Origin of the sequence: Leptolyngbya sp. GGD (assembly GCF_026735145.1) — a bacterium.
Lineage (GTDB): Bacteria > Cyanobacteriota > Cyanobacteriia > Leptolyngbyales > Leptolyngbyaceae > Leptolyngbya > Leptolyngbya boryana.
This window is the reverse complement of the sequence record NZ_JAPQKE010000001.1, coordinates 470,869-495,991: the sequence shown is the minus strand read 5'-3', so window position 1 is coordinate 495,991 and position 25,123 is coordinate 470,869. Positions and strand designations below refer to the sequence as shown.

At 47.4% G+C, this 25,123-nt stretch carries 20 protein-coding genes; 8 read left to right on the top strand and 12 right to left on the bottom strand.

Annotated elements, in window-relative coordinates; genetic code table 11:
* Positions 1 to 209: 209 nt before the first annotated feature.
* Positions 210 to 1,412, bottom strand: a complete 1,203-nt coding sequence (locus tag OU814_RS02435) for an argininosuccinate synthase (RefSeq protein ID WP_017290699.1) — start codon at positions 1,410 to 1,412, stop codon at positions 210 to 212.
* A gap of 206 nt (positions 1,413 to 1,618) precedes the next feature.
* Between OU814_RS02435 and OU814_RS02430 the strand changes: the two genes are divergently transcribed.
* Both OU814_RS02430 and OU814_RS02425 read left to right on the top strand, forming a co-directional pair.
* Positions 1,619 to 2,536, top strand: a complete 918-nt coding sequence (locus OU814_RS02430; protein WP_268180175.1) for a glycosyltransferase family 2 protein — start codon at positions 1,619 to 1,621, stop codon at positions 2,534 to 2,536.
* A 44-nt stretch (positions 2,537 to 2,580) separates the two neighbouring features.
* A complete protein-coding gene (locus OU814_RS02425) occupies positions 2,581 to 3,156 on the top strand; it encodes a Uma2 family endonuclease (protein ID WP_268180173.1) in 576 nt (191 codons plus the stop codon).
* 114 nt (positions 3,157 to 3,270) lie between these two features.
* Here OU814_RS02425 and OU814_RS02420 read toward each other — a convergent pair whose 3' ends face one another.
* Both OU814_RS02420 and OU814_RS02415 read right to left on the bottom strand, forming a co-directional pair.
* Positions 3,271 to 3,849, bottom strand: a complete 579-nt coding sequence (locus OU814_RS02420) for a Uma2 family endonuclease (protein WP_268180171.1) — start codon at positions 3,847 to 3,849, stop codon at positions 3,271 to 3,273.
* Between the two features lie 158 nt (positions 3,850 to 4,007).
* Positions 4,008 to 4,844: a prephenate/arogenate dehydrogenase gene (locus OU814_RS02415; protein ID WP_268180169.1), complete on the bottom strand. Its 837-nt coding sequence runs from the start codon at positions 4,842 to 4,844 to the stop codon at positions 4,008 to 4,010.
* Between the two features lie 110 nt (positions 4,845 to 4,954).
* Here OU814_RS02415 and OU814_RS02410 point away from each other — a divergent pair, with 110 nt between their 5' ends.
* The 4 genes from OU814_RS02410 (at position 4,955) to OU814_RS02395 (ending at position 10,281) form a co-directional block, all read left to right on the top strand.
* Positions 4,955 to 6,439, top strand: a complete 1,485-nt coding sequence (locus OU814_RS02410; protein WP_017290704.1) for a pentapeptide repeat-containing protein — start codon at positions 4,955 to 4,957, stop codon at positions 6,437 to 6,439.
* Positions 6,440 to 6,472: 33 nt separating this feature from the next.
* Positions 6,473 to 7,342, top strand: a complete 870-nt coding sequence (locus OU814_RS02405) for a 2-hydroxy-3-oxopropionate reductase (protein WP_190651823.1) — start codon at positions 6,473 to 6,475, stop codon at positions 7,340 to 7,342.
* 168 nt (positions 7,343 to 7,510) lie between these two features.
* On the top strand, positions 7,511 to 9,154 hold the full coding sequence (locus OU814_RS02400; protein WP_268180166.1) for a toll/interleukin-1 receptor domain-containing protein: 1,644 nt from the start codon (positions 7,511 to 7,513) through the stop codon (positions 9,152 to 9,154).
* Positions 9,151 to 10,281 carry a WD40 repeat domain-containing protein gene (locus OU814_RS02395; RefSeq protein WP_268180164.1) on the top strand — a complete coding sequence of 377 codons (1,131 nt, stop codon included), beginning with the start codon at positions 9,151 to 9,153 and terminating at the stop codon, positions 10,279 to 10,281. The genes OU814_RS02400 and OU814_RS02395 overlap by 4 nt, the downstream gene beginning before the upstream one ends.
* 38 nt (positions 10,282 to 10,319) lie before the next feature.
* On the opposite strand, the gene petJ is transcribed toward OU814_RS02395, so the two are convergent.
* The 6 genes from petJ to accD form a co-directional block, all read right to left on the bottom strand.
* A complete protein-coding gene (gene petJ / locus OU814_RS02390; RefSeq protein WP_017290707.1) occupies positions 10,320 to 10,721 on the bottom strand; it encodes a cytochrome c6 PetJ in 402 nt (133 codons plus the stop codon).
* A gap of 75 nt (positions 10,722 to 10,796) precedes the next feature.
* Positions 10,797 to 11,201 (bottom strand): plastocyanin, encoded by a 405-nt coding sequence (gene petE / locus OU814_RS02385; RefSeq protein WP_017290708.1) that lies wholly within the window; start codon positions 11,199 to 11,201, stop codon positions 10,797 to 10,799.
* A gap of 108 nt (positions 11,202 to 11,309) precedes the next feature.
* Entirely contained in the window at positions 11,310 to 11,816 is a 507-nt protein-coding gene (psbV2, locus tag OU814_RS02380) for a photosystem II cytochrome PsbV2 (RefSeq protein WP_017290709.1), read from the bottom strand.
* Between the two features lie 40 nt (positions 11,817 to 11,856).
* Positions 11,857 to 12,348 carry a photosystem II cytochrome c-550 gene (psbV, locus tag OU814_RS02375; RefSeq protein WP_017290710.1) on the bottom strand — a complete coding sequence of 164 codons (492 nt, stop codon included), beginning with the start codon at positions 12,346 to 12,348 and terminating at the stop codon, positions 11,857 to 11,859.
* A gap of 20 nt (positions 12,349 to 12,368) precedes the next feature.
* Positions 12,369 to 12,545, bottom strand: a complete 177-nt coding sequence (locus tag OU814_RS02370; protein ID WP_154660840.1) for a hypothetical protein — start codon at positions 12,543 to 12,545, stop codon at positions 12,369 to 12,371.
* Between the two features lies 1 nt (position 12,546).
* The gene (gene accD / locus OU814_RS02365; protein WP_017290712.1) at positions 12,547 to 13,467 is read right to left on the bottom strand and encodes an acetyl-CoA carboxylase, carboxyltransferase subunit beta; all 921 of its coding nucleotides are present in this window, start codon (positions 13,465 to 13,467) and stop codon (positions 12,547 to 12,549) included.
* A 467-nt stretch (positions 13,468 to 13,934) separates the two neighbouring features.
* Here accD and OU814_RS02360 point away from each other — a divergent pair, with 467 nt between their 5' ends.
* Positions 13,935 to 14,942 carry a squalene/phytoene synthase family protein gene (locus OU814_RS02360; RefSeq protein ID WP_017290713.1) on the top strand — a complete coding sequence of 336 codons (1,008 nt, stop codon included), beginning with the start codon at positions 13,935 to 13,937 and terminating at the stop codon, positions 14,940 to 14,942.
* A 55-nt stretch (positions 14,943 to 14,997) separates the two neighbouring features.
* Here the strand turns inward: OU814_RS02360 and pgeF are convergent, their stop codons facing one another.
* On the bottom strand, positions 14,998 to 15,759 hold the full coding sequence (gene pgeF / locus OU814_RS02355) for a peptidoglycan editing factor PgeF (RefSeq protein WP_017290714.1): 762 nt from the start codon (positions 15,757 to 15,759) through the stop codon (positions 14,998 to 15,000).
* A gap of 437 nt (positions 15,760 to 16,196) precedes the next feature.
* On the opposite strand from pgeF, the gene OU814_RS02350 reads away from it, so the two are divergent.
* Entirely contained in the window at positions 16,197 to 17,324 is a 1,128-nt protein-coding gene (locus OU814_RS02350) for a M23 family metallopeptidase (protein WP_081614771.1), read from the top strand.
* A gap of 79 nt (positions 17,325 to 17,403) precedes the next feature.
* Here the strand turns inward: OU814_RS02350 and OU814_RS02345 are convergent, their stop codons facing one another.
* Together OU814_RS02345 and OU814_RS02335 are read right to left on the bottom strand one after the other, a co-directional pair.
* A complete protein-coding gene (locus OU814_RS02345) occupies positions 17,404 to 17,547 on the bottom strand; it encodes a hypothetical protein (RefSeq protein WP_017290716.1) in 144 nt (47 codons plus the stop codon).
* Between the two features lie 254 nt (positions 17,548 to 17,801).
* The gene (locus OU814_RS02335) at positions 17,802 to 25,013 is read right to left on the bottom strand and encodes a choice-of-anchor I family protein (RefSeq protein WP_326498272.1); all 7,212 of its coding nucleotides are present in this window, start codon (positions 25,011 to 25,013) and stop codon (positions 17,802 to 17,804) included.
* Between the last annotated feature and the right edge of the window lie 110 nt (positions 25,014 to 25,123).

The following is a 25,123-nucleotide window of genomic DNA, read 5'->3' as shown; positions in this document are numbered from 1 at the left end:
TGATATAGAAGATCGAACACTAGCTAAAAGATAGATTTGATAGGGAAATAGGGAAATGGGGGAATGGGGAGCAATCTGAATCGAGTTCTCCCTATTCCCCCATTCGCTTGTTTTATACTGGTTTCGACTCCGCTCAATCTGCACAACTCGGTGACCTAGCGTCTTGAGTGAAGTCGAACCGAATCTTTCTCAATCAGGTATTTGCAAGCTTACTTGCGGTGCATTTGTGACCAGACGCGAGTTGGTAAGCCCCAAACGTAGATAAAGCCCTCAGCCGCTTTGTGATCGAATTGATCTTCTGCGCCATAGGTTGCTAGATCGGGGGTGTAAAGCGACAGTTCCGACTTGCGACCGACGATCGTCGAATTGCCCTTGAACAATTTCACGCGCACAGTGCCACTGACTACTTCCTGTGTCTTCTGCACAAAGGCATCTAACGCACTTTTCAATGGGCTGTACCACAAGCCGTTGTAAATCATTTGAGAGTAGGTCTCTTCAATTCCACGCTTGTAGTGAGTCACATCTGCGGTCAGCGTCAGACTTTCCAAATCCCGGTGCGCTTGAATCAAAACGAGCAATGCCGGAGTTTCATAAATCTCGCGAGATTTGATGCCCACCAGTCGATTTTCGACCATATCAATCCGACCAACTCCGTGATTGCCGACTCGCTCATTGAGTTCTGTCACGAGATCAATCGGATTCAAGACTCGACCGTCTAAGCTCACGGGAATGCCTTTGTCAAACCCGATTTCAACGTAGTCTGGCTCGTCGGGTGTGTCAGCGATCGCTTTTGTCATCGCATAGATTTCTTCCAAGGGTTCTGTCCAAGGATCTTCGAGCGGACCTGCTTCAATACTGCGACCGAGTAAATTACGATCAATACTGTACGGCGAGGATTTTTTCACAGGCGACGGAATGCCGAATTTTTCACCGTATGCGATCGTTTCTTCCCGGCTCATGCCCCATTCGCGCGCCGGAGCCAGCACTTTCAAGTCAGGGTTGAGCGCTGCGATCGCAACATCAAACCGCACCTGGTCATTGCCTTTTCCAGTGCAACCGTGTGCAACTGCATCAGCTCCATATTCTGCGGCAGCATCGACCAACAATTTCGCAATCAGAGGACGTGCCAAAGCCGTCGAAAGGGGATAGCGATTCTCGTACAAGGCATTCGCTTGAATTGCTGGAAAAGCGTAATCTTTGATAAAGCTGACTTTGGCATCTGCGACGAGAGAAACCGAAGCCCCCGAACTCAGGGCTTTCTCTCGAATTGGCTCTAACTCATCGCCCTGACCCAAATCTGCTGCTAGCGTGATCACCTCTTCCACGCCCCATTCTTGCTTGAGGTATGGAATACAAACGGATGTATCGACTCCTCCGGAATAAGCCAGCACAACTTTCTTTGCACGACCCATGGTTTGCATCTCTCTAATGTAAGACGATCAAGTTTACAATTATGCGGGCAAAATTCTGTATCGCATGACAGGAGTTGCGTAGAATTCTGGACTTAAGTCTTTTTTTCTCTGGAGTGGGGAGTGGGTAAAATTTCTCAGACCCGGCAACATTCCGGCTTGAACCACGATCGAGGATACTAAGAACGTGCCACTGAGGAGAGTACTTTGTGTTTTTGAGTGTTGTCATTCCCACGTACAACCGTAAACCGATTCTAGAAAAGTGTCTGAGAGCAATGGAACGTCAGACCTTTGCGGATTACGAAATTGTCGTCGTCGATGATGGGTCAACCGATGGCACAGTTGAGTGGTTGCAGTCTCATGCGGCGGATTTTCCTCATGTCAGATTGTTCTGCCAAAATCACGGGGGTGCGGCTGGCGCTAGAAACTACGGAGTGGAGCAGGCGAAAGGAGACACGATCGTCTTTATTGACAGCGATTTGGTGGTCACAGATGTGTTTCTTCAATCGCATGTTGAAACACTGATTCAAGGGCAAAAAGAACTCGGGCATAATCGCCTATTTACCTATGGTCGTGTGATCAATACGGCAAATTTTGATGATCCGACTTCTGAGCCGTATAAAGTGACAGATTTTTCTGCGGCTTACTTTGCGACGGGAAATGTGGCGATCGCGCGTCATTGGTTAATCGAAGCAGGACTTTTTGATACCGGATTCAAACAATACGGTTGGGAAGATTTAGAACTTGGAGTGCGCTTAAAAAATTTAGGGTTGAAGTTGATCAAATGTCCCGAAGCAGTTGGATATCACTGGCATCCTGCTTTTTCGCTGGATCAAATTCCGCGATTAATTGATGTGGAATTTCAACGGGGACGAATGGGTGTTGTGTTTTATCAAAAACATCCAACGTTTGATGTGAAGATGATGATTCAGATGACTTGGATTCATCGCGTCTTATGGGGCGTTTTGTCGATCGGGGGATTGTTGAACGAGAAAACACTGGCTCCTGTAATGAGATCTCTGATTCAACAAGGCAAACCCCAACTAGCTGAACAAGTCGCTCGAATTTTCTTGAACTGGTATAACGTCAAAGCAGTTTATGCGGCTTATGCTCAATCACAGAAGTAGAGAAAGCCGAGCTAAAATGCCTGTAAATCGAATGAATAGGGCAAATGATTTTATCAACCCTTGATCTGAAACCGATTATCGACTTAACCGACGAGCAGTTCTATCAACTGTGTCGCGCAAATCCTGATCTCAAATTTGAACGCAACACAGACGGGAAAATCACAATTATGTCTCCAACAGGTGGAGAAACTGGCAACCGAAATTTTGAAATTGGGACAGAATTCGGGATCTGGAATCGTCAAGCTAAGTTAGGAGTTTGCTTTGATTCTTCGACTTGCTTCAAGCTCCCAAATGGTGCAAATCGTTCTCCCGATGTTGCCTGGATTGCTCAAGATCGTTGGGATACTCTCACTCCGCAACAGAAGGAAATTTTTCCTCCCATTGCGCCAGATTTTGTTCTCGAATTGATGTCACCAACAGACGCACTCGAAGCAACTCAAGCTAAACTTCATGAGTACCTAGAAAACGGGGTAAAGCTTGGCTGGCTAATCAATCGCAAGACTCGAAGAGTTGAGATTTATCGTTTGGGTCAACCTGTTGAAGTGTTAGACAACCCTTCTCAACTTTTTGGTGAAGATGTCCTACCGGGATTTGTTCTCGACTTAGCGATCGTGTGGTAATTCCTATAGATTATGGCTTCTCCGAGTTTATCCACATACTTTGTCTGTATTGGCGAAAACTTCACAGGGTTCTATCACTCTCGTTCCTAATCGCCTTCCTCAATCGGCATTGCCTTATGGTGTTTCTCCTTTTAACCAGTTAAACAATGTTCCAACGCTCAGTTGAAAGTCATGAGCAAATGCGGGAACAGGTAAGAAATCTTCTGGAGCGTCGAGATCGAAGTAATGAGGTTCTTGTTTAGGTTGATAAATAAAGACTGAGAAATCATCTGGATCGATTAACCAGCCCATCTGGCATCCATTTGCAAGACATCGCAAGACTTTCTTCGTCAGCGTGGTTGCGCTCTGCTCAGGTGAGAGAATTTCAATGATCCAGTCTGGAACAGAGACAAAATCATCGCTGATGTTTCCTGCTTCATCAAATGAAATGCGATTCCAGGTAAAGACTGCAATATCTGGCACAATAGAGCGTCCTGCAAAAGTACAGCGCAATTCTGGAAATGCCCAAGCAAGCTTCTGAGGTTTGAGTTTGGCATTAATGGCTGGAACAAGCTCTCCTTGAAGGGTGCTGTGCTTGACTTTAGGCATGAATTTCTGAATGATTTCGCCATCAATGTATTCGCTGGCAGGCTTGGTTTCTGGAAGGAGCAGGAATTCCTCAAGTGAGATAGATTTTAGGGAAGCTTGAACCATTCTTTTCTTCCTAACGCTTGCCTTTAATTCTAGGCGATCGCAAAAGCCTGTCTATCGTGGCACCTGCAAAAGGGCTTTTGAGTTTCCATTCACAGGCGTAGCAATGTGAGTAGACAGACTTTATAGACTGCTTTCTCAAATGTTGACCGGAACTCACCTTACAGAAAATCCGATCGCGCGGCTTGCGTTTTCTCAAGTTCAGCCTGCAACTCTTCCCATTTCTCTTGCTCAATCAATTGAGTGATGTGATCTAATCGGTCTCGATAAACCGAGAGCGATCGCAATACCTCGCTTTTATTAAACCGAGCCATCATTACGCCTAGCTCAGGATTTCCACCTCCGACGCGGCTCGTATCTCGAAATCCTGAACTCGCTAACATTTTGGCTAAATTCAACACTGCTTGATCCGATTCGCTGAGACAAGCTGAAATCAGACTTGCACTGGTCATGACTGGCAAATGTGAGATCCATGCCACTGCGCGATCATGCTCCTCCGGCTGGCAATGAAACAGCTTGACCTGTAGCGGACGTAACAGTGTTTCAATTCGTTCTACAGCCGATTTAGGTGTGACATCCGTGGGAGTTAGCACGTAAGGATTGCCTGCAAATAATCCGTGCAACGCGGCCTCAATTCCACTCTCAGCGGTTCCTGCCATAGGATGTCCGCCCACAAAATTTTTCCAGATTGGAGACAAATCTTTAACGATCGATGCTTTAACTGAGCCAACATCGGTTACAACGGTGTCTAGAGAAATATGCGGGATCAATTGTTGAACAGTTGTCAAAATATGCACAATCGGGGTACAGACAAAAATCGCATCCACATCCGCCATCAGTGCCAAATCCGAATCGGCTTCGTCTACGGCTCCCCGAGCGATTGCCAATTCGCATGTGCGTGCTTTGCGACTCACCCCCAACACGGTATGCCCTTGCGATCGCAAATCCAAACCGAGCGATCCGCCAATCAACCCCAAACCGACAATCCCAACTTTCATCTCCAATTTCTCCAACCTGTTACAGGTAATTCTGCGCTACAAGTGGGCATGTTAGCGCTGAATTTACTCCGAAAATTTCAACTTTGCGATACGAGGATTGACAGACCTGTATGAACGTTGAGGAACTTCTAGAACAATATGCTGCCGATCAGCGGGAATTTTCGGGGCTGAACTTGAGCGGAGTCAATCTACCCGGAGTAAATTTAAGTCGATCGACGTTCGCTCAGGCAAATTTTAATGCAGCGAAGCTGACCAATTCAGATTTCAGCAATTCAAGCTGTGAGTACGCTAAATTTCACGGAGCCAAGCTTACCCTCTCCGATTTTAGTCATGCAAATCTTCAACACGCAGACTTAAGCCATGCAGAATTAACTCGTGCAGACTTTAGCGCGGGAGACTTGCGATCTGCGAATTTGAGCTACGCCGATTTACGTGATGCGAAATTGCGAGGTAGTAACTTAAATGCGGCAAATCTGAGCCGTGCTGATCTTCGCTATGCCAATTTAATCTCCGCAACGCTACAAGGCGCAAATTTGACCAATAGCGAACTCAGTAGCACCGACTTATCGGGTGCGGATCTGCGTTGGGCAGAACTGCGGCAAGCTACGTTAAATCGTGCCAATCTTCAAGGCGCAAACCTGCGAGGTGCAAACTTACGTTGGGCAGATCTCAGCGGCGCAAATTTACGATGGGCAGATTTGACAGGCGCGAAATTAAGCGGCGCAAACTTAACGGGAGCGGATCTCAGTCATGCCATCCTGCTTGATGCAACTTTAGTGCATGTTGATTTATCGCGATCGAATCTCGCTCATGTAGATTGGGCAGGTGCTGATTTGAGTGGTTCCAATCTCACAGGCGCAAAACTCTATGCGGTGTCTCCGTTCGGCGTGAAAACCGCAGGCGCAACCTGTCGCTGGATTGATCTCAGTCAGAATGGCGATCAGAGTCAGATTTATCAATTTATCAGTGAGAATCTCAGCGAATATTTTCATGAGTCTCCGCCGATCGTTGAACTTGTGATTGACGATCGCTTAAGTTCAGATGCGCATTGTGCTTTGGCAGTGGCGTATCAACAACTCGCACGCCAGAAGAACGCGATTGTCCCTCCTCAAATCGAAGTGCATAAACGGCGCACGATTCTACGATTTGCGCTCGATCGGGATGAGGATCTGTTTTCTACAGCATTTATTGCGATTCTGCCTTTTACGGATGCCAAAGTCGCGCAGAGTAATTTATTACACCTGCTCAAATCGGTTCCACTTCAAGAGATTGATGATTCGATTGGAATCCAGGCATTTCAGGTGCTGGTGACAGTTTTGAGCGATTCGATTCAAAAAATTGACCGCTCAAAGTTAGTGCAGGCAATTCCAACGGCGATTCAAAAAATTCGCTTTTTCCAAGCCCCAACGAGATTAATGCTCTCGAATTCTGCTCAGCGATCGCTTGCCATTTACGAGAATCCTCTATTCGGCAAGCGTCGGATTCAGTACAGTCCTGAAGCAGAACTTCCATTTCTCAATCAACCGATCTCATTTGTGCTGCCTAGCCAAAGTGAAGTGATCGAATTCCTGCAAGGGTTCCAAGCAAGACGATAAGATGCTCGGTGTACATCACGAGTCTTAGCAACTATGGAACGCCTCGGATTTATTGGGCTTGGCATCATGGGAAAGCCAATGGTGCGGAATCTGTTGAAAGCAGGGTATGCGGTCACGGTCTTTAATCGATCGCAAGCCGCGATCGACGAACTGGCTCAAGCGGGTGCAAATCCTGCGACTTCACTCCAACAAGTTGCAGAACAATCTGACATCGTGATCACCTGTCTGCCAGATTCGCCCGATGTGGAAGCTGTGGTGCAAGGACTGCTCAAAGGGTTGCGATCCGGGATGTTATTCATCGATATGTCTACGATCGCGGCTGCAACCTCAAAAAAGATTTACGCCGAACTGCAAGCGCGTGGAATTCAAGCCTTAGATGCGCCAGTTTCAGGAGGCGATATTGGGGCACAGCAAGGAACATTGTCGATCATGGTTGGTGGAGAGGCATCGGCATTCGATCGAGCTTTACCTGTCCTCCAAGCGATGGGTAAAAATATCGTTCACGTGGGTGATTCAGGAGCCGGACAAATTACCAAAGCCTGTAATCAAATTGTCGTAGCGATGACGGTGCAAGCGGTGGCAGAAGCGCTGACGCTTGCGAAAAAATCAGGGGTTGATCCGGCGAAAGTTCGAGATGCTTTACTGGGCGGATTTGCCCAGAGTCGTGTGTTAGAAGTTCACGGCAAGCGGATCTTAGAGAATAGCTTTCAACCTGGATTCAAACTCGATTTGCATCGCAAGGACATGAATATTGTGCTGCAAACTGGGCGCGAACTAGGTGTTCCTTTACTAGGCAGTAGTCAGGTCACGATGCTGATGGATGCATTGATTGCTCAAGGAAAAGGCGGATTGGATAATGCAGCGATCGCGCTCCTGTACGATCTCTTGTCTACTCAAAATTGATTGATGCTTGTCTTTGCATGACATCGCACTGCTGATTGATGTGTCAGAGCGTGCAAGTTGGAGGAATAGAGGCGATTTCTTCTGCTCTGCTCTTCTGGGGAATCTGGTAGTTCTACGAGGATCAATTTAGGGGGCTTGTGTTCTGATGATTAGAAAAAAGCCCCAGTTATGAGTGATGTCTTTATTTCTTACTCCCGCAAAGATAAAGCGTTTGTAGAACATTTGTATCAAGCGCTAAAAGAGCAAGGGCGCGAAACCTGGGTCGATTGGCACGCGATCGAGTGGACAGAAGATTGGTGGCAGGCGATCCAACGCGGAATTGAAGGCACGAACACGTTTGTTTTTGTGCTGAGTCCAAACTCTGTGGAATCTGCGGTTTGTCGGGATGAGATTAACCATGCGGTCAAGCACAACAAGCGATTGATTCCGATCGTGTATCAACCAGTCGAAGCGCAACAGGTGCATGAAGCTCTCGGAAAATTGAACTGGCTGTTCTTTTGCGATGCCGATCGATTTGTTGAAATGTTTGGAGAATTAGTGCGATCGATCGATATGGATCTGGAGTATGTGAAGGGACATACGCGACTATTGGAAAAAGCGATCGAGTGGAATCAGCAGACGCGAAATGAGAGCTTTTTGCTGCGTGGGGTTGATTTACAGACAGCAGAGGCTTGGCTAGTCAAAGGAGCAAGTAAGCAACCGCAACCAACCCAATTACAGGGAGAATACATTAGTGCATCGCGAGCAGCAGAAATCCAACGGCAACAAGCAGAGGCAAGACGGCAACAAGTCTTTATGGCAGGAGTGGGCATGTTCGCATTCTTGGCATTTGGAGCAGCGGCGGTTGCAGTTCAGCAGCGACAGGTCGCAGAACGACGAGGAATCAATGCTGAGCTAAACGCACAAAGCCTCACAGCGATCAATCTGTTGGAGTCTAATTTGGGCATTGAGGCATTGGTTGAAGGCTTAAAAGCAGGACAGAAACTTAAGAGTGCAACCCAAGAAGTCGAGCCAGAAACAGCGATGCGGGTTGTTTCTGCGTTGCGACAGATTGTTTACAGTGTTCATGAACAAAATCGGTTAGAAGGGCATGGCAATACGATCGAGAGTGTCAGTTTCAGTCCGGATGGCAAGACCATTGCAACCGGAAGTTGGGACAACACGGTGAAACTCTGGAATCTCAAGGGCGAAGAACTGAAAACTCTCAAAGGGCATCGCGATGTAGTTAGAAGCGTGAGTTTCAGTCCGGATGGTAAGACGATTGCGACTGGAAGTGAGGACGCGACTATCAAGCTCTGGAATCTAGAAGGTAAAGAACTGAAAACTCTCAAAGGACATGGCAGCCATATCTTATGTGTGAGTTTCAGTCCAGATGGCAAAACGATTGTGACCGGAAGTGGAGATAGGACAGCAAAGCTCTGGAATTTAGAGGGCAAAGAACTGAAAACGCTGAAAGGGCATGATGTTTTTGTTGCAAGTGTGAGTTTCAGTCCCGACGGCAAAACGATCGTGACTGGAAGCGGGGATACAACAGCAAAGCTGTGGAATTTAGAGGGTAAAGAACTGAAGACTCTCAAAGGGCATCGTAGTGCTGTGAAAAGTGTGAATTTTAGTCCCGATGGCAAGACGATCGCAACAGGGAGTGAAGACTACACAGCAAAGCTCTGGAACTTAGAAGGCAAAGAACTGAAAACCCTCAAAGGTCACAGCGGTTATATTACAAGTGTCAGTTTCAGTCCCGATGGCAAGACGATCGCAACGGGAAGCTGGGACGACACGGTGAAGCTCTGGAACCTCGAAGGAAGGAATTGAAAACCCTCAACGGGCATCTTGAGTCTGTAGAAAGTGTGAGTTTTAGCCCGGATGGCAAGACCCTTGCCACAGGAAGCTGGGATAACACGGTCAAGCTTTGGAACTTAGAAGGCAAGGAACTGAAAAAACTCAAAGGCTACGGCAGTACTACTGCGAGTTTTAGTCCGGATGGCAAGACGATCGCGACAGCAGGTGAGCCGTACACCGCGAAGCTCTGGAACTTAGATGGCAAAGAACTCAAAAAACTCAACGGGCGTAGTCTGGTTGTTCAGAGTATCCACTTCAGCCCCGATGGCAAGACGATCGCGGCAGAAGATGGGGATTTCACAGTGAAGCTTTGGAACTCAAAAGGCAAAGAACTCAGAATCCTCAAAGGACATCGCGCTTTTGTTTCAAGTGTAAATTTCAGTCCCGATGGCAAGACGATCGCGACCGGAAGTGGCGACGAAACGGTAAAGCTCTGGAACTTAGAAGGCAAAGAACTGAAAACCCTCAAAGCGCATAGCATCTCTTTAACTGTAAGTTTCAGTCCCGATGGTAGGTCAATCGCAACGGGTCTTTTAGACGGCACAGTGAAGCTGTGGAATCTAGAAGGACAAGAACTAAACACCTTCAAGGCGCATCGTGAGCGGGTTACCAGTCTGAGTTTTAGTCCGGATGGCAAAACGATCGCGACGGGCAGTGAGGACAATACGATAAAACTCTGGAATCTAGAAGGACAAGAACTGAGAACCCTCAAAGGGCATCGTGAGCAAGTGAATAGCGTGAGCTTTAGCCCAGATGGCAAGACGATCGCGACCGGAAGTGCAGACAAGACGGTGAAGCTTTGGAATTTGGAGGGACAAGAACTGAGAACCCTCAAAGGGCATCGTGAGCAAGTGAACAGCGTCAGTTTTAGCCCAGATCACAATCAACTCTTACTTGCCTCAGTCACGTCTGATGGAGAAGGTATCCTCTGGAACTTGGATATCAACGACTTGCAACAGCATGGCTGTGAATGGCTCAATGACTATCTCAAGCACAATCTCAATGGCAAGCCGTATCAAAATCTTTGCACTGGCCCTGCTGCGGTTAGCCCTTGGGAACAAGTAATGGGATGGATGAGAGAGCGGCTGTCGCGATCGTAAATGGAGCGAAATTGACAAAAATATTCGCGCGATCGCACTCACGATTTACGTTCTGAAACTTCCTGCGATGTGCTCACTTCCACTTTGGTAGACCAATCCAACTCAGCCTGACCCAGAACATAAGTCGCGATCGCGTCAATTTCCTCTTCATTCAGTCGCCCTCCGAACGCAGGCATGGCATTCTTGCCGTTGACGACCTGATATCGAATCGCCTCCAACGAATTCATTGCATATTTTTCCAGTGCCTCTTTTCGCAGCGTCTTGTGCGAAATGATCACGTTATTTCCGCCAATATGACAGGCTGAACAATTGGAATTAAACAACTGTTCTCCGCTCGGAACTTCAGCCAAGACTGGAGAAATCCCCACAAAAATTGCGATCGCACAACTGATGAGTGCGATCGCAATTTTTGACCAACATTTAAGCGGATTTGTGCTCATTCTTCTCAATCCTGTGCCGCGAACCTCACCCTATTCTAGAAGGGGATTAGGCTTCAAAACCGAGAAGAACCGAAACTATTGCACAACCACTTTACCGACCATGCCTGCGCCCCGGTGAGGCAAGCAGAAATAGCTGTATTCCCCTTTAGGAGCATCAGCCGGGATCGTGATGTCAAAAGTCTTCTTCGCACCTTCTAGGGCTTTGTGAGAAAGGCTAGCAGCTAAGGCAGCATCTGCACCCGGAACCTTGTCAAACACAACGTTATGAGGCGGCAACTGACCCACTTCAAACTGAATCGTGTCCCCTGCCTTCACATTGACAACTGCGGGTTCAAATACTAGACCCTTCTTGCCACCCATAATCACTTTTACGGTATCTGCTGAAGCAGGAGCAGCAGAAATGAAGAGACTACCTGCAATCAATAGGACTGCACAGAATACCAGGGACAGACCCCGAATAGCGGAAGCGATCGATTTCATAGTAAATTCTCGAACGACATTGTTCTCTAGACTATTTGCTTATTTTACAGCCTGTCGTACTCAGTTTGACATGCTGTAATAGATAAAAAAATTAGATTCTGAAAACCGCTAGAAATTCGTCGTTCCCCATCCTTTTGCTTTGTCCGCCGCTCTGAGAATAAATCCTGATAAGTTCTCAACTTCAGCCTCAGATAGCCATGAGTCTGGAACCTCTCGGCAGAGGAGGTTTTCTTCGCTACCGTCATAGCTCATGGGCTGACGCATAAATTTAACGAGTTGTTCAACGGTGTCACGTGGCGGAGTCGCGTGTCTCAACGTCTCTAGGGACAACGACACTTCTGGATTCGGCAGTGTCGAACCGCCTACATGGCAAGAGGCACAGTGCAATTCAAATAATTTTTTTCCTGCGATCATGTCCTCGGCTGAAAACAATCGTGTTTCGCCTCGATCGTTCATCAATACCGGAACCGGATCGCTAACCTGTAAATACTGTCTAACGTAGGGATCAACCGCTGCCTCAACAGGAAAACTGACCCCAACTAGCACCATACAAGCCGAGCAGAAGATCACCAAGCCACGGAGCCAGCGATTTTGAAGCAAAGCATGTATCAACATAGGCGAGGTCAGTCCCCAAAAAATTGCAATTCAACGTGGTTTAGTAATAGATCTTACCGCCGCCCCACTTGTCACCGACAACTTTCGGTTGCAGCAGGATATGACCTGCGATCGCAACTAAATCTTGTTCGGTCAAGTTACGCATTTCAGGGAAGGTATCCTTGCTCTTGAGGCTCGGATGCACTTCAGAAATATCAGTTGCTCCGTCATAACTCGTCGGCACTTTCATGTAATCGACCAGCGCATCAATATTATTGCGCGCAGGCGTTGCCAAAGACAGCGCTTCGGGGTCAAGTCCAACGTTCGGATCCGTTTTGGTCACGCCACCGACATGGCACTGGGCGCAAGCATATTGAAACAAACGTTTGCCTTCTTTCACTTGCTTGAGCGAAAGCGTGACTGTCCCACCATTGGCATCTTTTGCCACTGTGCGGGTCGCCGCATCCAACTCAGATGCCTGGGCAGACTGGGTACATACCTGAAAGGCAAAAAAGACGGTGGCTACAGCAAGCCAAAGAAATCTTTTAAGCATGGTTCTCCTTAAAATGTGGCTCAGTAATCGGGCTTCACAACACAACACAACAAAACAGCAGACGATAATGGCAGCCTCACCCCAACGGATGAAGGCATCGGCAAATCGAGCGATCGGCTTTGCTGATGATGAGAATAGACCTCTCTAATACCAATATCATGCTGATGTACCCAAGGTTTCACCAATCTTGGATTCACGCTATTCTGCGGTGGGTGTGAAAGTTTTGATGCCAGGAATTTGTACCCCATGAGCGCTGGCAATGGTTGGCTGATGTAGCCGAATCAGTTGCGCTAAGGTTTTTTTCAGTTGGGTGCGCGGCACGATCGCATCGACAAAGCCGTGATTGAGCAAATATTCTGCCGTTTGGAAATCATCGGGTAGTTTTTGCCGCAGGTTTTGCTCAATGACACGCCGCCCTGCAAACGCAATCATCGCTTTTGGTTCGGCAAGAATGATATCACCGAGCATGGCAAAACTTGCAGTGACACCGCCTGTGGTTGGATGCGTCAAAACCGGGATGTAGAGTAACCGACTTTCGCGATGGCGTTGCAATGCGCCTGAAATTTTTGCCATTTGCATCAGACTCAGCAGCCCTTCCTGCATTCTTGCACCGCCTGATGCACAGACAATCACAACGGGAAGCCTTTGTTGAGTGGCACGCTCGATGAGCCGAGTAATTTTTTCACCGACGACCGAACCCATACTGCCGCCGATAAAGCGAAAGTCCATCACTCCTAAAGCAACCTGGCAGCCATCAAGCTGACCGATTCCGGTTTGTACGGCTTCGGTGAGTTTGGTTTTTTCTTGAGTATCGCGGAGATAGTCGCTGTAAGACTTACGAGCGCGGAATTTTAAGGGATCAGTGGGCAGGATATGCTCATCGATCGCGACCCAAGTATCGGGATCAATCAACTGCCGAATCCGCTCTGGACTGTAGACGCGCATATGATGACCGCACTCCAGGCACACCATTTGATTTGCTCTCAAATCTTTGGTGTAAGTCAAAACACTGCACATTTCGCACTTTTTCCAAAGTCCATCGGCGATTTCACGCTCTTGACCTTGAGGAATTTTCGAGTCGGACTTGCGCCGATTTGCAAACCAATCAAAGAGTGACATGGGCAATCCCTATCCTTCGCAGTGAGAACAATGAAATTTAGCAGGTTTTATAAATCGTAAGTACGATGAGCGCAACCTCTTTCAAATCCTATATAAAAACGTGGCTTTTCTCACAAATTGTGCTGCTTTAGAATTCGTAACCGTAAATACTGAGTTCCCGTAATTACACGTAAATATATTTATTAGTCGTAATGTTACTTAATCAGCATGTTATATTCCGAACATTGCTCTCAACAATCCGCGAGGAAATAAACTATCCTCGCAGTGCTAACTGCAGTACCATTTTCCAACGTGTTGCCTAATGGTAACCGCAGAAATTTAGCTCTATTTTTTGTCGTTCTGAGATGAATGCAGTGCCACAGCTTTACCGGATTAGCTGTGATCTCAAACACACATGCGTTCATCCTATCAAAATCTGGGAATTCTAATTTTGAGTGCCGTGGCAAGACTGAAATTCACCTGTTGATATGAACAAGTATGTTGCTGAGTTAGTGGGTTCGTCTCATTACCGCGCGATCGCGGATGATGCCCTGAAAGATGAGGACAATGCCGCCTGGGTGATGGAACTCGAACCGGAAGTCCGAGCGGTTTGGCTAGAGAGGATTCGCTGGATTCGGATCGCTGATCGATTGGCTGAAAGCGAAATGATTGAAGGGAATTCTGGTCACTTCCAAGACTTTTGCGCATCTTGGCGTTGGCTAAGTGCAACAGGCAGAGTGCAGCCTGCGGGGACGCATCGTGTGCTATTTGAATCGATGTGCAATCTGTGGTTCAACAACTGTGACCCAACTTCTCACCTGTCTCTAAAAGCTTGGGAGCGCTATCTTTTAGCCCTCGATCGGTATACTCAAAAAGATATGGTTTTTGAGACAATGGAAGAGTTTGAAGTCATGATGCGTGCGCTAGCTGCTTCATTCTTTCAGGTTTTACCATTCTTGTCAACTACCACTTGGCAGATTGTTGGAGCATTCGGTACGGTTGACCAGTTTTACAACATTCTTCGCGATCTGCGCGAAGATGCCGAGCAAGGCATTTGCTATTTGCCAACCGAGCTGCTAGATCGATTTGGGATCAGTCGATCTGAGATTTTGGAATTACGGGCGCAGGAGAATCCAGGCTACCGAGCGATGATGGAATTCTTGATTTATGAGTATTTGCCCACGCTGCGCCGTCGAGCATATCCGTTTATTTTGTCGCCAGATTTACATCCGTCTTGGCAGATTCTACGGGAATGGTCAATGACTCGATATGCTCGGATTGAACGGGTTTTTCGTCGTTGCGGATATGATTATATGCGATTCCCGCATGTGTACTGGCGGGAGGTGCAGCGAGATTTGGTATTGATGATGCCTTCGCGGTGGAACGCGACCACCACTTATCCGCACGGAGGACGGTTGAGTGTATTGAACGATCGTCATCACAAGCTGCGTAAGTTTGCATCAATGAACACCGAACTGCTGAAGGTCGGAGCTTGAGTTGTGAAAAGAACGAGCGTTAGCTTTGAGATGAAGCCTAGCTTTCTAGCCTAAGTCAAAATGAGCCGCTTACAATTCCTGACCATTGAACTTTTTTCAGCTTCTCACGGCGATATGAAAAAAAGTTTTTTGAATCTTGATAAGTACAGTGGGGTGCGATCGCGATTTGCTCAGGCGCAATTCCCATCTGTTCAAGTTGAATTGCAATCACCCGGCGCACATCTAAACGAGCGCGTCCGGGAGTCGAATCTGGCAAAATTGGCGAACTGGGCAGGCTGAGTAATTTCTCCAACTCGGGTTCTGCTCGGATCGAAGCTGCCACTTCTAATGCAACTTGATGTGAGACTTGATAAACTTCACCCGAAATCGCTGGACCTAATGCAATTCGGACATCCTCAAGTTGCGTTCCTTGGGCTTGTAATTTCGCGATCGCCATCGGCACAATCTTTAACGATGTGCCTCGCCAACCCGAATGCACGGCAGCCACATTTCCTGTCTTCGCATCCGCAATTAAGGCAGGCGTACAATCGGCACTACACGCCCAAACCGCTTGCTGCGATCGCTCGGTAATCATGCCATCTGCATCAGATAACTGTTCTAAATTTCCTGGATACTCCAACTCTGACGGGGATAAGACCGTATTGCCGTGAACCTGTTTGACCCGATATACCTCGGAAGCCGGATCTAACGCCTCAATCAATTCTTCTGGCATTCGTGGCGCACACTGTTGCGTAAAAAAGCCATGCTGCCAAGGCTGAAGTAGACTACAGGTTAAATAAGGCAATTCGTTCCAAGTTTGCCAGTGCCAATTATGCATAAGGGCATCCACGAAATTTCTCTTCGTTATCGTAACGGTTTATTGCGATGACAGGCAGTTCTTTGCCCACAAGAATGAAGATTTCGTAAATTATCTGGTGCAAACTCGCAGAGAAATACGACTGTTCATTCTCTTGAAACTTCCGCAGTTTTACTCAGGTCATACAGCGGTAAATCAATCGCTAATAAAGCAGTTCAAATCTTGAAAAAGCTGGCATCATGGCAAGCGAATTGTTCTACGAAAGACTGCGAGATCATTTGTGAGATTTCGATAAAACTAATTTCCTAAATCCGGATTTGTACTCAAAACCCAGTACTATATGACTGGAGATTATAGTTAACTAATGTAAAGAATTCCCAAGTAGTTATCGAGCGGAACTTAGTCAGAGTCATTACCGACGAGTGAACACGAGCAAAGCTGAAAGAGGACAGTACAGTATGACGCAACGACCCACCCCGACCCACCCCGACCGGAGCCAAAAGCGATTACTCAGACGGCTTGGATGTCTCGGTAGTTTGGGTGTCTTTAGTAGCAGCATGACCCTAGCACAAGCTGCTCCCATTATTTCTCCTTCCCCGATCGTCGTTGCACCATCATCTACATCTACAGCGACCGAGCCAACGCCTCCCGCTCCTGCAAGTGCAGCCGCTCTGACGACTACTTCAACTCCAAGTCCGGCTGTTCCGGAAGCTGCAGCCGAACCTACACCTCCGGCTGAGATTGAGATTCCCGAGTCTTCTCCCGTTTCAGAGTCTCCGTTGGTTCAGCCTCAACCTGCTGCGAGTCCCGCTCCTAGCTATCAAGCTCCCGATGAAATCGTCATTGAGCAGCGAAATCCGACCACAAATAAGGTCACAACCGCTCCTGCAAAACCTACAGGCATTGGTAACACTGTCTCAAAAGCGATTTCTGGAGTCATTCGCCCGACCTTTAATCAGGCAGATCCTGAAACCGCAGTCTCAGTAGAAGCAGCAAGTACCGCACCTAGCGCAACTTGGACACCGCCTTCAGTTGTGCCGCCTTCGTTTGTCCAAAATTATTTCAACCGTACGGTGCGTCCTCTGGGTATGCCTGGAAATGGCGATGTGCGTCTGCTCTTCCCGCTTTCCGTTCCGGCAGTGATTACCTCGGTATTCGGCTGGCGGGTTCACCCAATTACCGGCAATCAGCGTCTCCATACCGGAACTGATATTGGTGCGCCGATGGGAACGCCTGTTTTGGCAGCTTTGACAGGTCGAGTCATTTTCTCTGATTGGTTGGGTGGATATGGTGCATCCGTTGCACTGGAGCATACGAACGGCTCCCAACAAACCCTATATGCTCACTTATCAGAAGTGTTCGTGAAACCTGGGGATATCGTCAAGCAGGGAACGGTGATTGGACGAGTCGGCAGCACTGGAAATTCGACTGGTCCTCACTTGCACTTCGAGTTTCGTCAACAAATGCAGGACGGGACTTGGGTTGCTCAAGATGCAGGACTATCATTGGAACAAGCAATGGCTCAGTTGACGAGAGCGATGCAGGTAACTCAACAACCCGTCAAAGGTCCCATGCCCCGATCGTAAGAGACCCGTTACGTTTCTAAAGAAAACCGTTACGTTTCTGAACGTCTGATCTTCCCAGAAGATCAGACGTTTTTATCGTTTAAAGTTTCTTCCCAACTAACCAGAGTAGTCCTGCATCGACAAAGGTGAGTGGGTTATCTAATGTTCCGGCTAAGAGGCTGAGGAAGAGAAAATAGCCGAGTGTCGCGATCGCAATGAATTTAATCAAAACTAAACTTGCCATAGCTAGATGAAGAGGAATCTATGTTGTGTAGAAGTAATACACTCGATCAGATAGACATGTCAATTTTTTAGCCGTAGTTTATCAAGATAGAGTGACATTTATAAGCTTTATCAAGATACTACACATTTTGTGTCTTTTCCATCACTTGAATTTCATAAATTTTGTGCATTCTGGGTAGAGATACAACTCTAAAACGCCAAAAAACGGATGTTGCGTTTTTTTTGCAACATCCGTTTTTTGGTTAGATGAACGGTTTAGACGATCGTGAAGCTCGACTGGAGTAAGGTGTTCGATTGCACTCCAACTAGCGTTGTGAGAACTTCTTGGCTGCGTGTCAGTTGAATTAAGGTGTGATTGACCGACGCGCCAGACCCTTGAACGATCGAGAGGTCTTCAAATCGCAAGTTGCCTGATAAGCCAATGAGATCGACTCCGACTTCAAAATCCAGAATCAGATCGGCTCTATCCTGTCTGCGAATCACGAACGTATCGCGACCTGCGCCGCCGACTAAAACATCATTGCCTAATCCTCCAAATAGCACATCATCACCATCTCCACCTCGAAGCGTATCGTTACCGCTGAGTCCGTAGAGGATGTCATTGCCGTCTAGACCGTTGATAACATCGTCTGAGTTATTGAACCCGTCAATGACGTTATCGAGTTGATTTAAGAAGGTGACTGTATTTCGGTTGAAAACTCTGCCACGCACCACATCCGAATTAAGCACATCAAAATCGTCTGCGATCGTCTTCTGTGCATTGAACAGAATATTACCGATATTGAGTGCGGCTCCAGTTTCTCGGCGCAAATTGTCTAGGTTGTCTAGACGGAAGTCTTTGAGCGTCACAATCGGGCTATTGGGAGCCGTAAAAGAGATCTCAAGGTCGGTGCCTTTTTGCGTGAGTTGGAGATTTTTGGCGTTGAGTTCTGCACCTGTGAATTTGAGGGTATCGGCTTCTGAGATTGTGTTTGCGCTCGGATTGGTGCCACGTCCGATGCCTCCAAAATTGACAATCACTGTGCGATCGCCAGATTGGATATCAAAAATCTTCTGTCCGCCTTTGCCATCGGGTTGAGCGAAGGTGAATTGTGAAACGAGCGGATCGTGATCACTGACTTGATTGGAAAATTCGGAGTTGATATGAACCACATCGAATTTTGCATCGCTGTTAGTGAACAGGTTGCGGCTGACTAAGATGTGATCGAGCGCCTGAGCATTCCCCTCAAAGTTGTAGTTGTACCGCTGATTTGGGCGGAGCGTGTCATACAGATTCACTAAAGACTGATCACCGGTCAGAATGTCTAACGGTGCAGAAAACTGGAAGTCGTTCAGATCGCCTGTGACAATGACATTCGCATCTGGATTTTGCTGAAGAATGCGATCGACGAGATCTTTGACGATTTGTGCTTGCTCGATTCTTTGGGGTTCAGTCGTTAAAGTTGGCGGTTGGAACTGTCCAAATAGCGGTTGATCTCCCCCTTTCGAGTTGAAGTGATTGTTAATGACAAACACTTGATGACCACCATTGAATCGAAACTCACCGACTAGCGGCTTACGCGAATCGAGAAAAGCAGGATTGGTTGGACTCAGGCGACCTGGACTTGCGGAAAGTCCGTCTTTGTTAAACGTGGTGTCTACTAAGGAACCGCCCCCCGGACGATCGACAAAGTTGACGCGCTCTGGATTGAACAAGAAGCCGACCCGAATGTTTGCTCCCGGTTGTCCTCCATCTTGATTGTTCACCGGATCGATTTGGCGATATTCATACCGCGTCCCCCCTGCTGCAACGATCGCATCAATTAAGCGTTGATACGTCACGCTGGCATCAACGACACCATTGTTCTGTGCGCCGTTATTGTCTTGAATTTCTTGAACATTCAGAATATCCGGTGACTTCAAGTTTTTGACAATCTGATCTGCCAAAGCAGCAAACTGGACGACACCGCTGGTTGGACTGAGATTCTCAACGTTGAACGTTCCCACAGTGAGTTGATTCGTACTGCCTTGTAAGGATGTCGTTTCACGTTGTAACCCACCCGATGTGGCAATGAGCGGTTCAGTGTTCAACAGTTTGAAATTGTTGAAACTGTAATCGATCACGCCAGTAATGCTAGAGAAGCGATCGCCGACATTCACTTGGGGGGGGTTAGATACGATCGCATCATCTACAATGATCCGCTCTGGATTAAAGTCACTTGGCTGGATGATGATTCCGCCTCGATCGGCGCGAGGAGAAGCATTTGCACCATTGTTTGCAAGTACAGCAATCTCGCCGAAATTGTTCGTGGGACTGACTGCAACCGCATCTTTCACTTGCACTCGCATTCCTTCTAAGCTTTCGTAGAAGTCAATGCCATTGGTATTTGGATTAAAGACAGAACCCGGATTTTCGACATTGCCATTGACAGCACCACTACTAATCACTTGGTTTGGTGGAATGCGTCCACCCGTTCCAATGACAGTTGCATCAGGCAGTGGATTGTTGCTCGACAAGATTCTAAAGGTTGCGGCTGGATTACCTGCTCCACCAATTTGAGTTGTGGTTAAGTTTGTACTCGTTGTGCCACCCGGACGAAACTCACCGACAACGCCATTGGCTTGAACTGCGTCGCCCACTTTCACAGTAGGAACTGTATTGGTAAAGATGAAAATGCCTTCAGAGGTTGCAGAGTTAGTATCGGGAGTTGGATCTTGAATGTAGAAGCCATTGTTCCGAACAACCGTGACAATCCCTGCAACATTGTTCACAGTTTGACCGACGAGTAGCGATCGCTGTGCTGCTCCTTGAATATCACTAATTCGAGTAGGCGGATTGAATTCTAGGACAGCAGTCGTTTTACTAATCTCATTGGTGACAATGAGGAGAGGTTTCCCGTTTGGACTCTCTTTAGCAGCAATAAAAGTCAGACCTTCAGGACCCGAATCTGTTGTTCCGGAGGTAGGGCTGACTCTGAAATCACGCGGATTAAAGTACTCGACAAATACGGGTTTGCGCGGATTTGTCACTTCGTACACCATTACACCACCGATGCGTTCTAAACCGATGAAGGCATAGATACGATCGTTGATCGTTCCAACGACGACTGCTTCTGGTTCAGGCCCTTTGTTGTCGCTGCGATTGTCGAAATTGTTTGCTGCATTGTCAGAGTTAAAGAAGCTAGGAAAAGCAGAAGCTGTAATCTGCTCAAACTGATCGCCACTGTCGAACACGAGATTGCCCTTCGTGTCGCGAATAGAGAACGAACGAGTTCCGAGGACTTCAATGCGATCGAAGAAGCCATCGCCATTTGTATCCCCTGTTGCAGTCGTAACAGTTAACCGCCCCAAATTTGCATCGCGCTTCAGATCGGTAGCATTGGGAAACACACTAGGATCAAGGCGATAGTTACTACTTCCTACTCGAATCTCTTCGGCAAAGCCTGTATAGTCACGGGCATCACCTTCGTTGGCAGTAATGATGAAAGTTTCACCATTGACTGTAAATTGGGCGATCGCATCGGGCTGATACATGCCGAATACAGGTTGATTGCGAATGTTGATGGCATTATCGCGATCGCTGGCATCCAGCCCATTGCTTTGATTAAAGCTGACAATTCCTAATTTGATTGTATTAGGAACGGTTGTCCCAGAGAGAACCCCATCTTTTGCAGTACTACCGCCGACTCCAAAATCATTGTCGTTAATTAACGCGATCGTGTTCGCATCAATTCTTGCTAGCCCTTCTAGCTTTTCAATGCCTGTATACCCTAGAGCAGCAGCATTTGTGACCAGCCGCTTCGTGATAGGTCGAAGATTGGCGGCACTCAGTTCTGCGATCGTCAATTGCTCAATCGTTTTCCCGCCAACACTGGTGACTGTGCCAATGTTAGTCGCACCTTTGAGATCAATCTCATACAGTAACTTGTTCGCATTCGTTCCACTGCGATCGTCTCGCTCAACGACTAAGAATTTGCCATTTCCTAGTGCGACGGCATCCCCAATCTTGTCAGTTCTCGCATTTCCACTGCCGCTAATATCATCCAGAATGTAAAGATATTCACCCGTGACAGCTTTCGTTGTGATGTCAAACTCTAGGACTCTCAGGTTGCGAGAACTCCGGGAATTACTATCGTTTGCAGTATCAGGATTGTCGATCGCGCTTTGAATGAAGGCATAAAGTTTGTTTCCTTCTAAAGCAACTGCTTCAAATCCGCGATTATTGCGGCGCTGTGCATAGACTTCCGGTAAAACAGGTGTGCCAAAGCTAGCATTTTCAGTGGGTGAACCTTTGGGAATAAAGCGATCGATCAACCGACCTTGTGGATTGAAATGATAAATCGCAGGTCGATATTCATCTACTAGCCAAAATGTGCCATCTGCTGCAATAGCTAGCCCTTCAAAATCGCCTCCCAGTGGGTCATTTTCCAAGCGATTCCCAAACAGATCTACTGGAATTTCATCTGTAAAAGCAGTGCCGACAGCCCCATTCTGAAGATTTGGTAAGCCTGTGAGTGGAGTACCATCGGGACGGCTTAATCCAATTCGATCAGTTAAGGTAATCTCACCAGAGGCTTGATTGAGTTCAAATCGAATCAGTTGAGGCTGAAAATCAGGCAAGGCGAAAGGACGACCGAGATCGCCAGCTTCACCATTAGGTCCGCGATCGGTGTGCGTTACAAATTTCAGATTGCCATTCGCGGCAATTCCTTCAAACACCAGCCCAGAGAAGCCACCTAGTAGAATCTCTTGCCCAGGTGTCGTTTGAGCCGGATTGTTGGGATTGGTCGTTGCAGTCTTGCCCAAAACAGGCAGATTCTTAAATTCGTAGGATTTCAGCGTGGGTAGCCCTTTGCTGTGATCCTTCAAGCCTAGCGGTAACAGATCGGTCACTTTCGCAGTCGCAATATCCACAACTGCGATTGCATTATTTTCCTGAAGTGTCACCCATGCCGTCTTGCCATCATCTGAAACAGTGATATATTCCGGCTCTAAATCCTGTGCAACTGTTGCATTCGGTCCATAGATCCGAATGCCTTTTGCTTGTAGATCTGCTTTTTGATTATTGAAGCTCTCAAATCCAGTAGTGCTGACGGTTACATTCGCAATGCCATTGGAGATGTCGATGATACTGATCGAGCCAACGGGATCAATCGAATCCGTCTGATTGTAGCTATTCGGCTCCCCTTCATTTGCTACCAGAATCTTTTTACCATCTGGGGTGAATGTCAACATGTCAGGAATTGCACCGACTGCGACACTTCTTTGAATGTTACCTTGAACATCTAAAAAGACAACTTGACCCGGATCAGTTTTGCGAATGCCATCAATTGCAACTGCAACGATGCCATCTTTTACTGCAACGCTATTCGTCCCACTCCCAAAAGGAGCAAGCTCGATTGAGTTAACCAACTTTGGAGCTTTCGGATCGCTCAAGTCTACAATTTCGAGCTTCGTGCTTCCTCCAATCACGAACAATTGCTTGGTCTCAGCATCATAAGCAGAAATTTCTGAGCCACCTGCTAGTGCTAATCCGCCAATTTTGGTGAGCGTGCTAGATTTCGGTACAATTGCATCAGGCGCAAGAGCTAGATTCCGAATGCGAGTATCTTTGGTAGGGTCAACATCTGCTGCATCGAAGCTGCCAATCGCTTTGAGATATTCTGCAAACGCATCTTGTTCGGTTCCATTATCTGCAAAGGTGGCAACGCCAGTCCGGGATGGATCGAGCAGGTCTACTCGATTCGCCTGTGTTGGATTGGCAGCGATAATCTGCGGGAATGGATAGCCATCTCCTCCGGTTGTTGCTCCGGGTGCGCCGACTAGGAAGCTTAAAGTCACCATGCGGAAGGTGCGAGTTGGATCGCCAATGATTTGCCCACCTCGGACAACTTCCTCGATCGCGTTGCCATTGGCATCAGTAATTGAGAGCGATTGGACTCTTTCGCCTGGAGCCGTTGCCGTGCGAGCGGTGCGAGTCGGATCAAAGCTAAACTGAAATCCTCCAATCTGTGGAAAAGATCCCGGAGTCGCTCCCGGACGAACGCCAGCAACACCATGCTCTATCAAGTCTTTTAACTGAGCCGCAGTAACGGTTACAAGGGTCAGAGCATTGTTAAAGCGTAAGGAATTTTCAATATCGAGTTGAGAGATCTCTCCTGATTTTTTATTCGCTAAATCGTTTGCACTCGGCGGTAAGCGATCGACGGCTCCAGTAGCTCCCCCTGATCCACTGACAAAGCCAATGTTGTCACGAATTCCGCCACCATTTTTCAGGGAAAGTACAACATTTGCATCGGTCTGACGGGCTGCAAACAGATTTGCATCTGCGGTGAGATTGCCTAGGTTGGTCTCCTGCGTTCGGACATCTTCTCGCGTTCCATTGAGAAAGACACGGGTGCTGCCGAAAATGCTGCTGTCTTTTGGAATAATGACGCGATCGCGCAAGGTTTGAGCGATTTCGACAATCTCAGGATCAGGAGTTCCGGGATTTACCGCAACCAAAGCACTCACACTGGCTGCATCTGTGGCATAAGCTCCATTGATTAAAGGATTGAGCGTAGAGAGATCAATCTTACCTTGAGCATCAAACTCAGCTACTAAGCGCCCTACATAAGTGTAGTTTGCAGCTGTGTTCACCACTAGAACACTTCCGGTTGGAGATTGTTCAACTAATGGATAAATTCCAGCCGTAGTATCACCGGGACGTAAGCGATCGGTACTATCGGCTAGTAATGTGTGTGATCCACCTGCAATGATCACATCCACATTTGACAGGCGTTTAGCTAGCTCTCGTTCGATGAACAATTGCTGCATGTGCGCCGTGACGACAATTTTGTTGATTCCAGTATTCGCGAGATTGTTCACCTCAGCTTGAATGATTTGGGCGAGGGCATCTAACTGTTCTGGAGTCGGATTTCCAGCAAAAGGTTGAGGTGTAACCACGACACCCGCACCGGGAGAAGAAATTGCGGGCAAAGTTGGAGTGGTTGCGCCAATGATCCCGATTTTTTCACCTCCAACAGTGATGACGGTACTTTTGGCGATACTGTTGGGGCGCGGAGCTTGTCCATCTGGGACAACTAATCCTCTCAACGAAGCATCATTTGCAAAATTGAGGTTTGTACTGAGGTAAGGGAATTGTGTGCCTGGATACGCTCCACTTACATTGAGGACACTTGCGATCGTATTGGTTCCCAAATCGAATTCATGATTTCCAAGTGCCGATGCTTGAAATCCGAGTTCGTTCAAGATCGCAATGTCTGCGCGTCCAACTCCTTCTTGACCGAGTAATGCTCTTAATGCAGGATCACTGCCTGATGAGAAAAAAGGACCAGGAATAAAGTTGTCACCTGAAGACAAAATCAACGTGTTGGCGTAGTCATCTTTCAGGGCGTTAATTACAGTTGAGAAATTAACGGAATCGGTAATTGCGGGAATTCCAGCTTCAAAGTCAGAAGCATGGAGAATCTGGAGTTGAAATGCCATAAGTTGAAAATCAGTGTGAGACTTGATGCAAGAGCTATGAAATACACCCGCTCTATTCGTCCCACACCAACTTTAAGAACGCGCTAAGTCCGATTTAAGAGTATCAAACG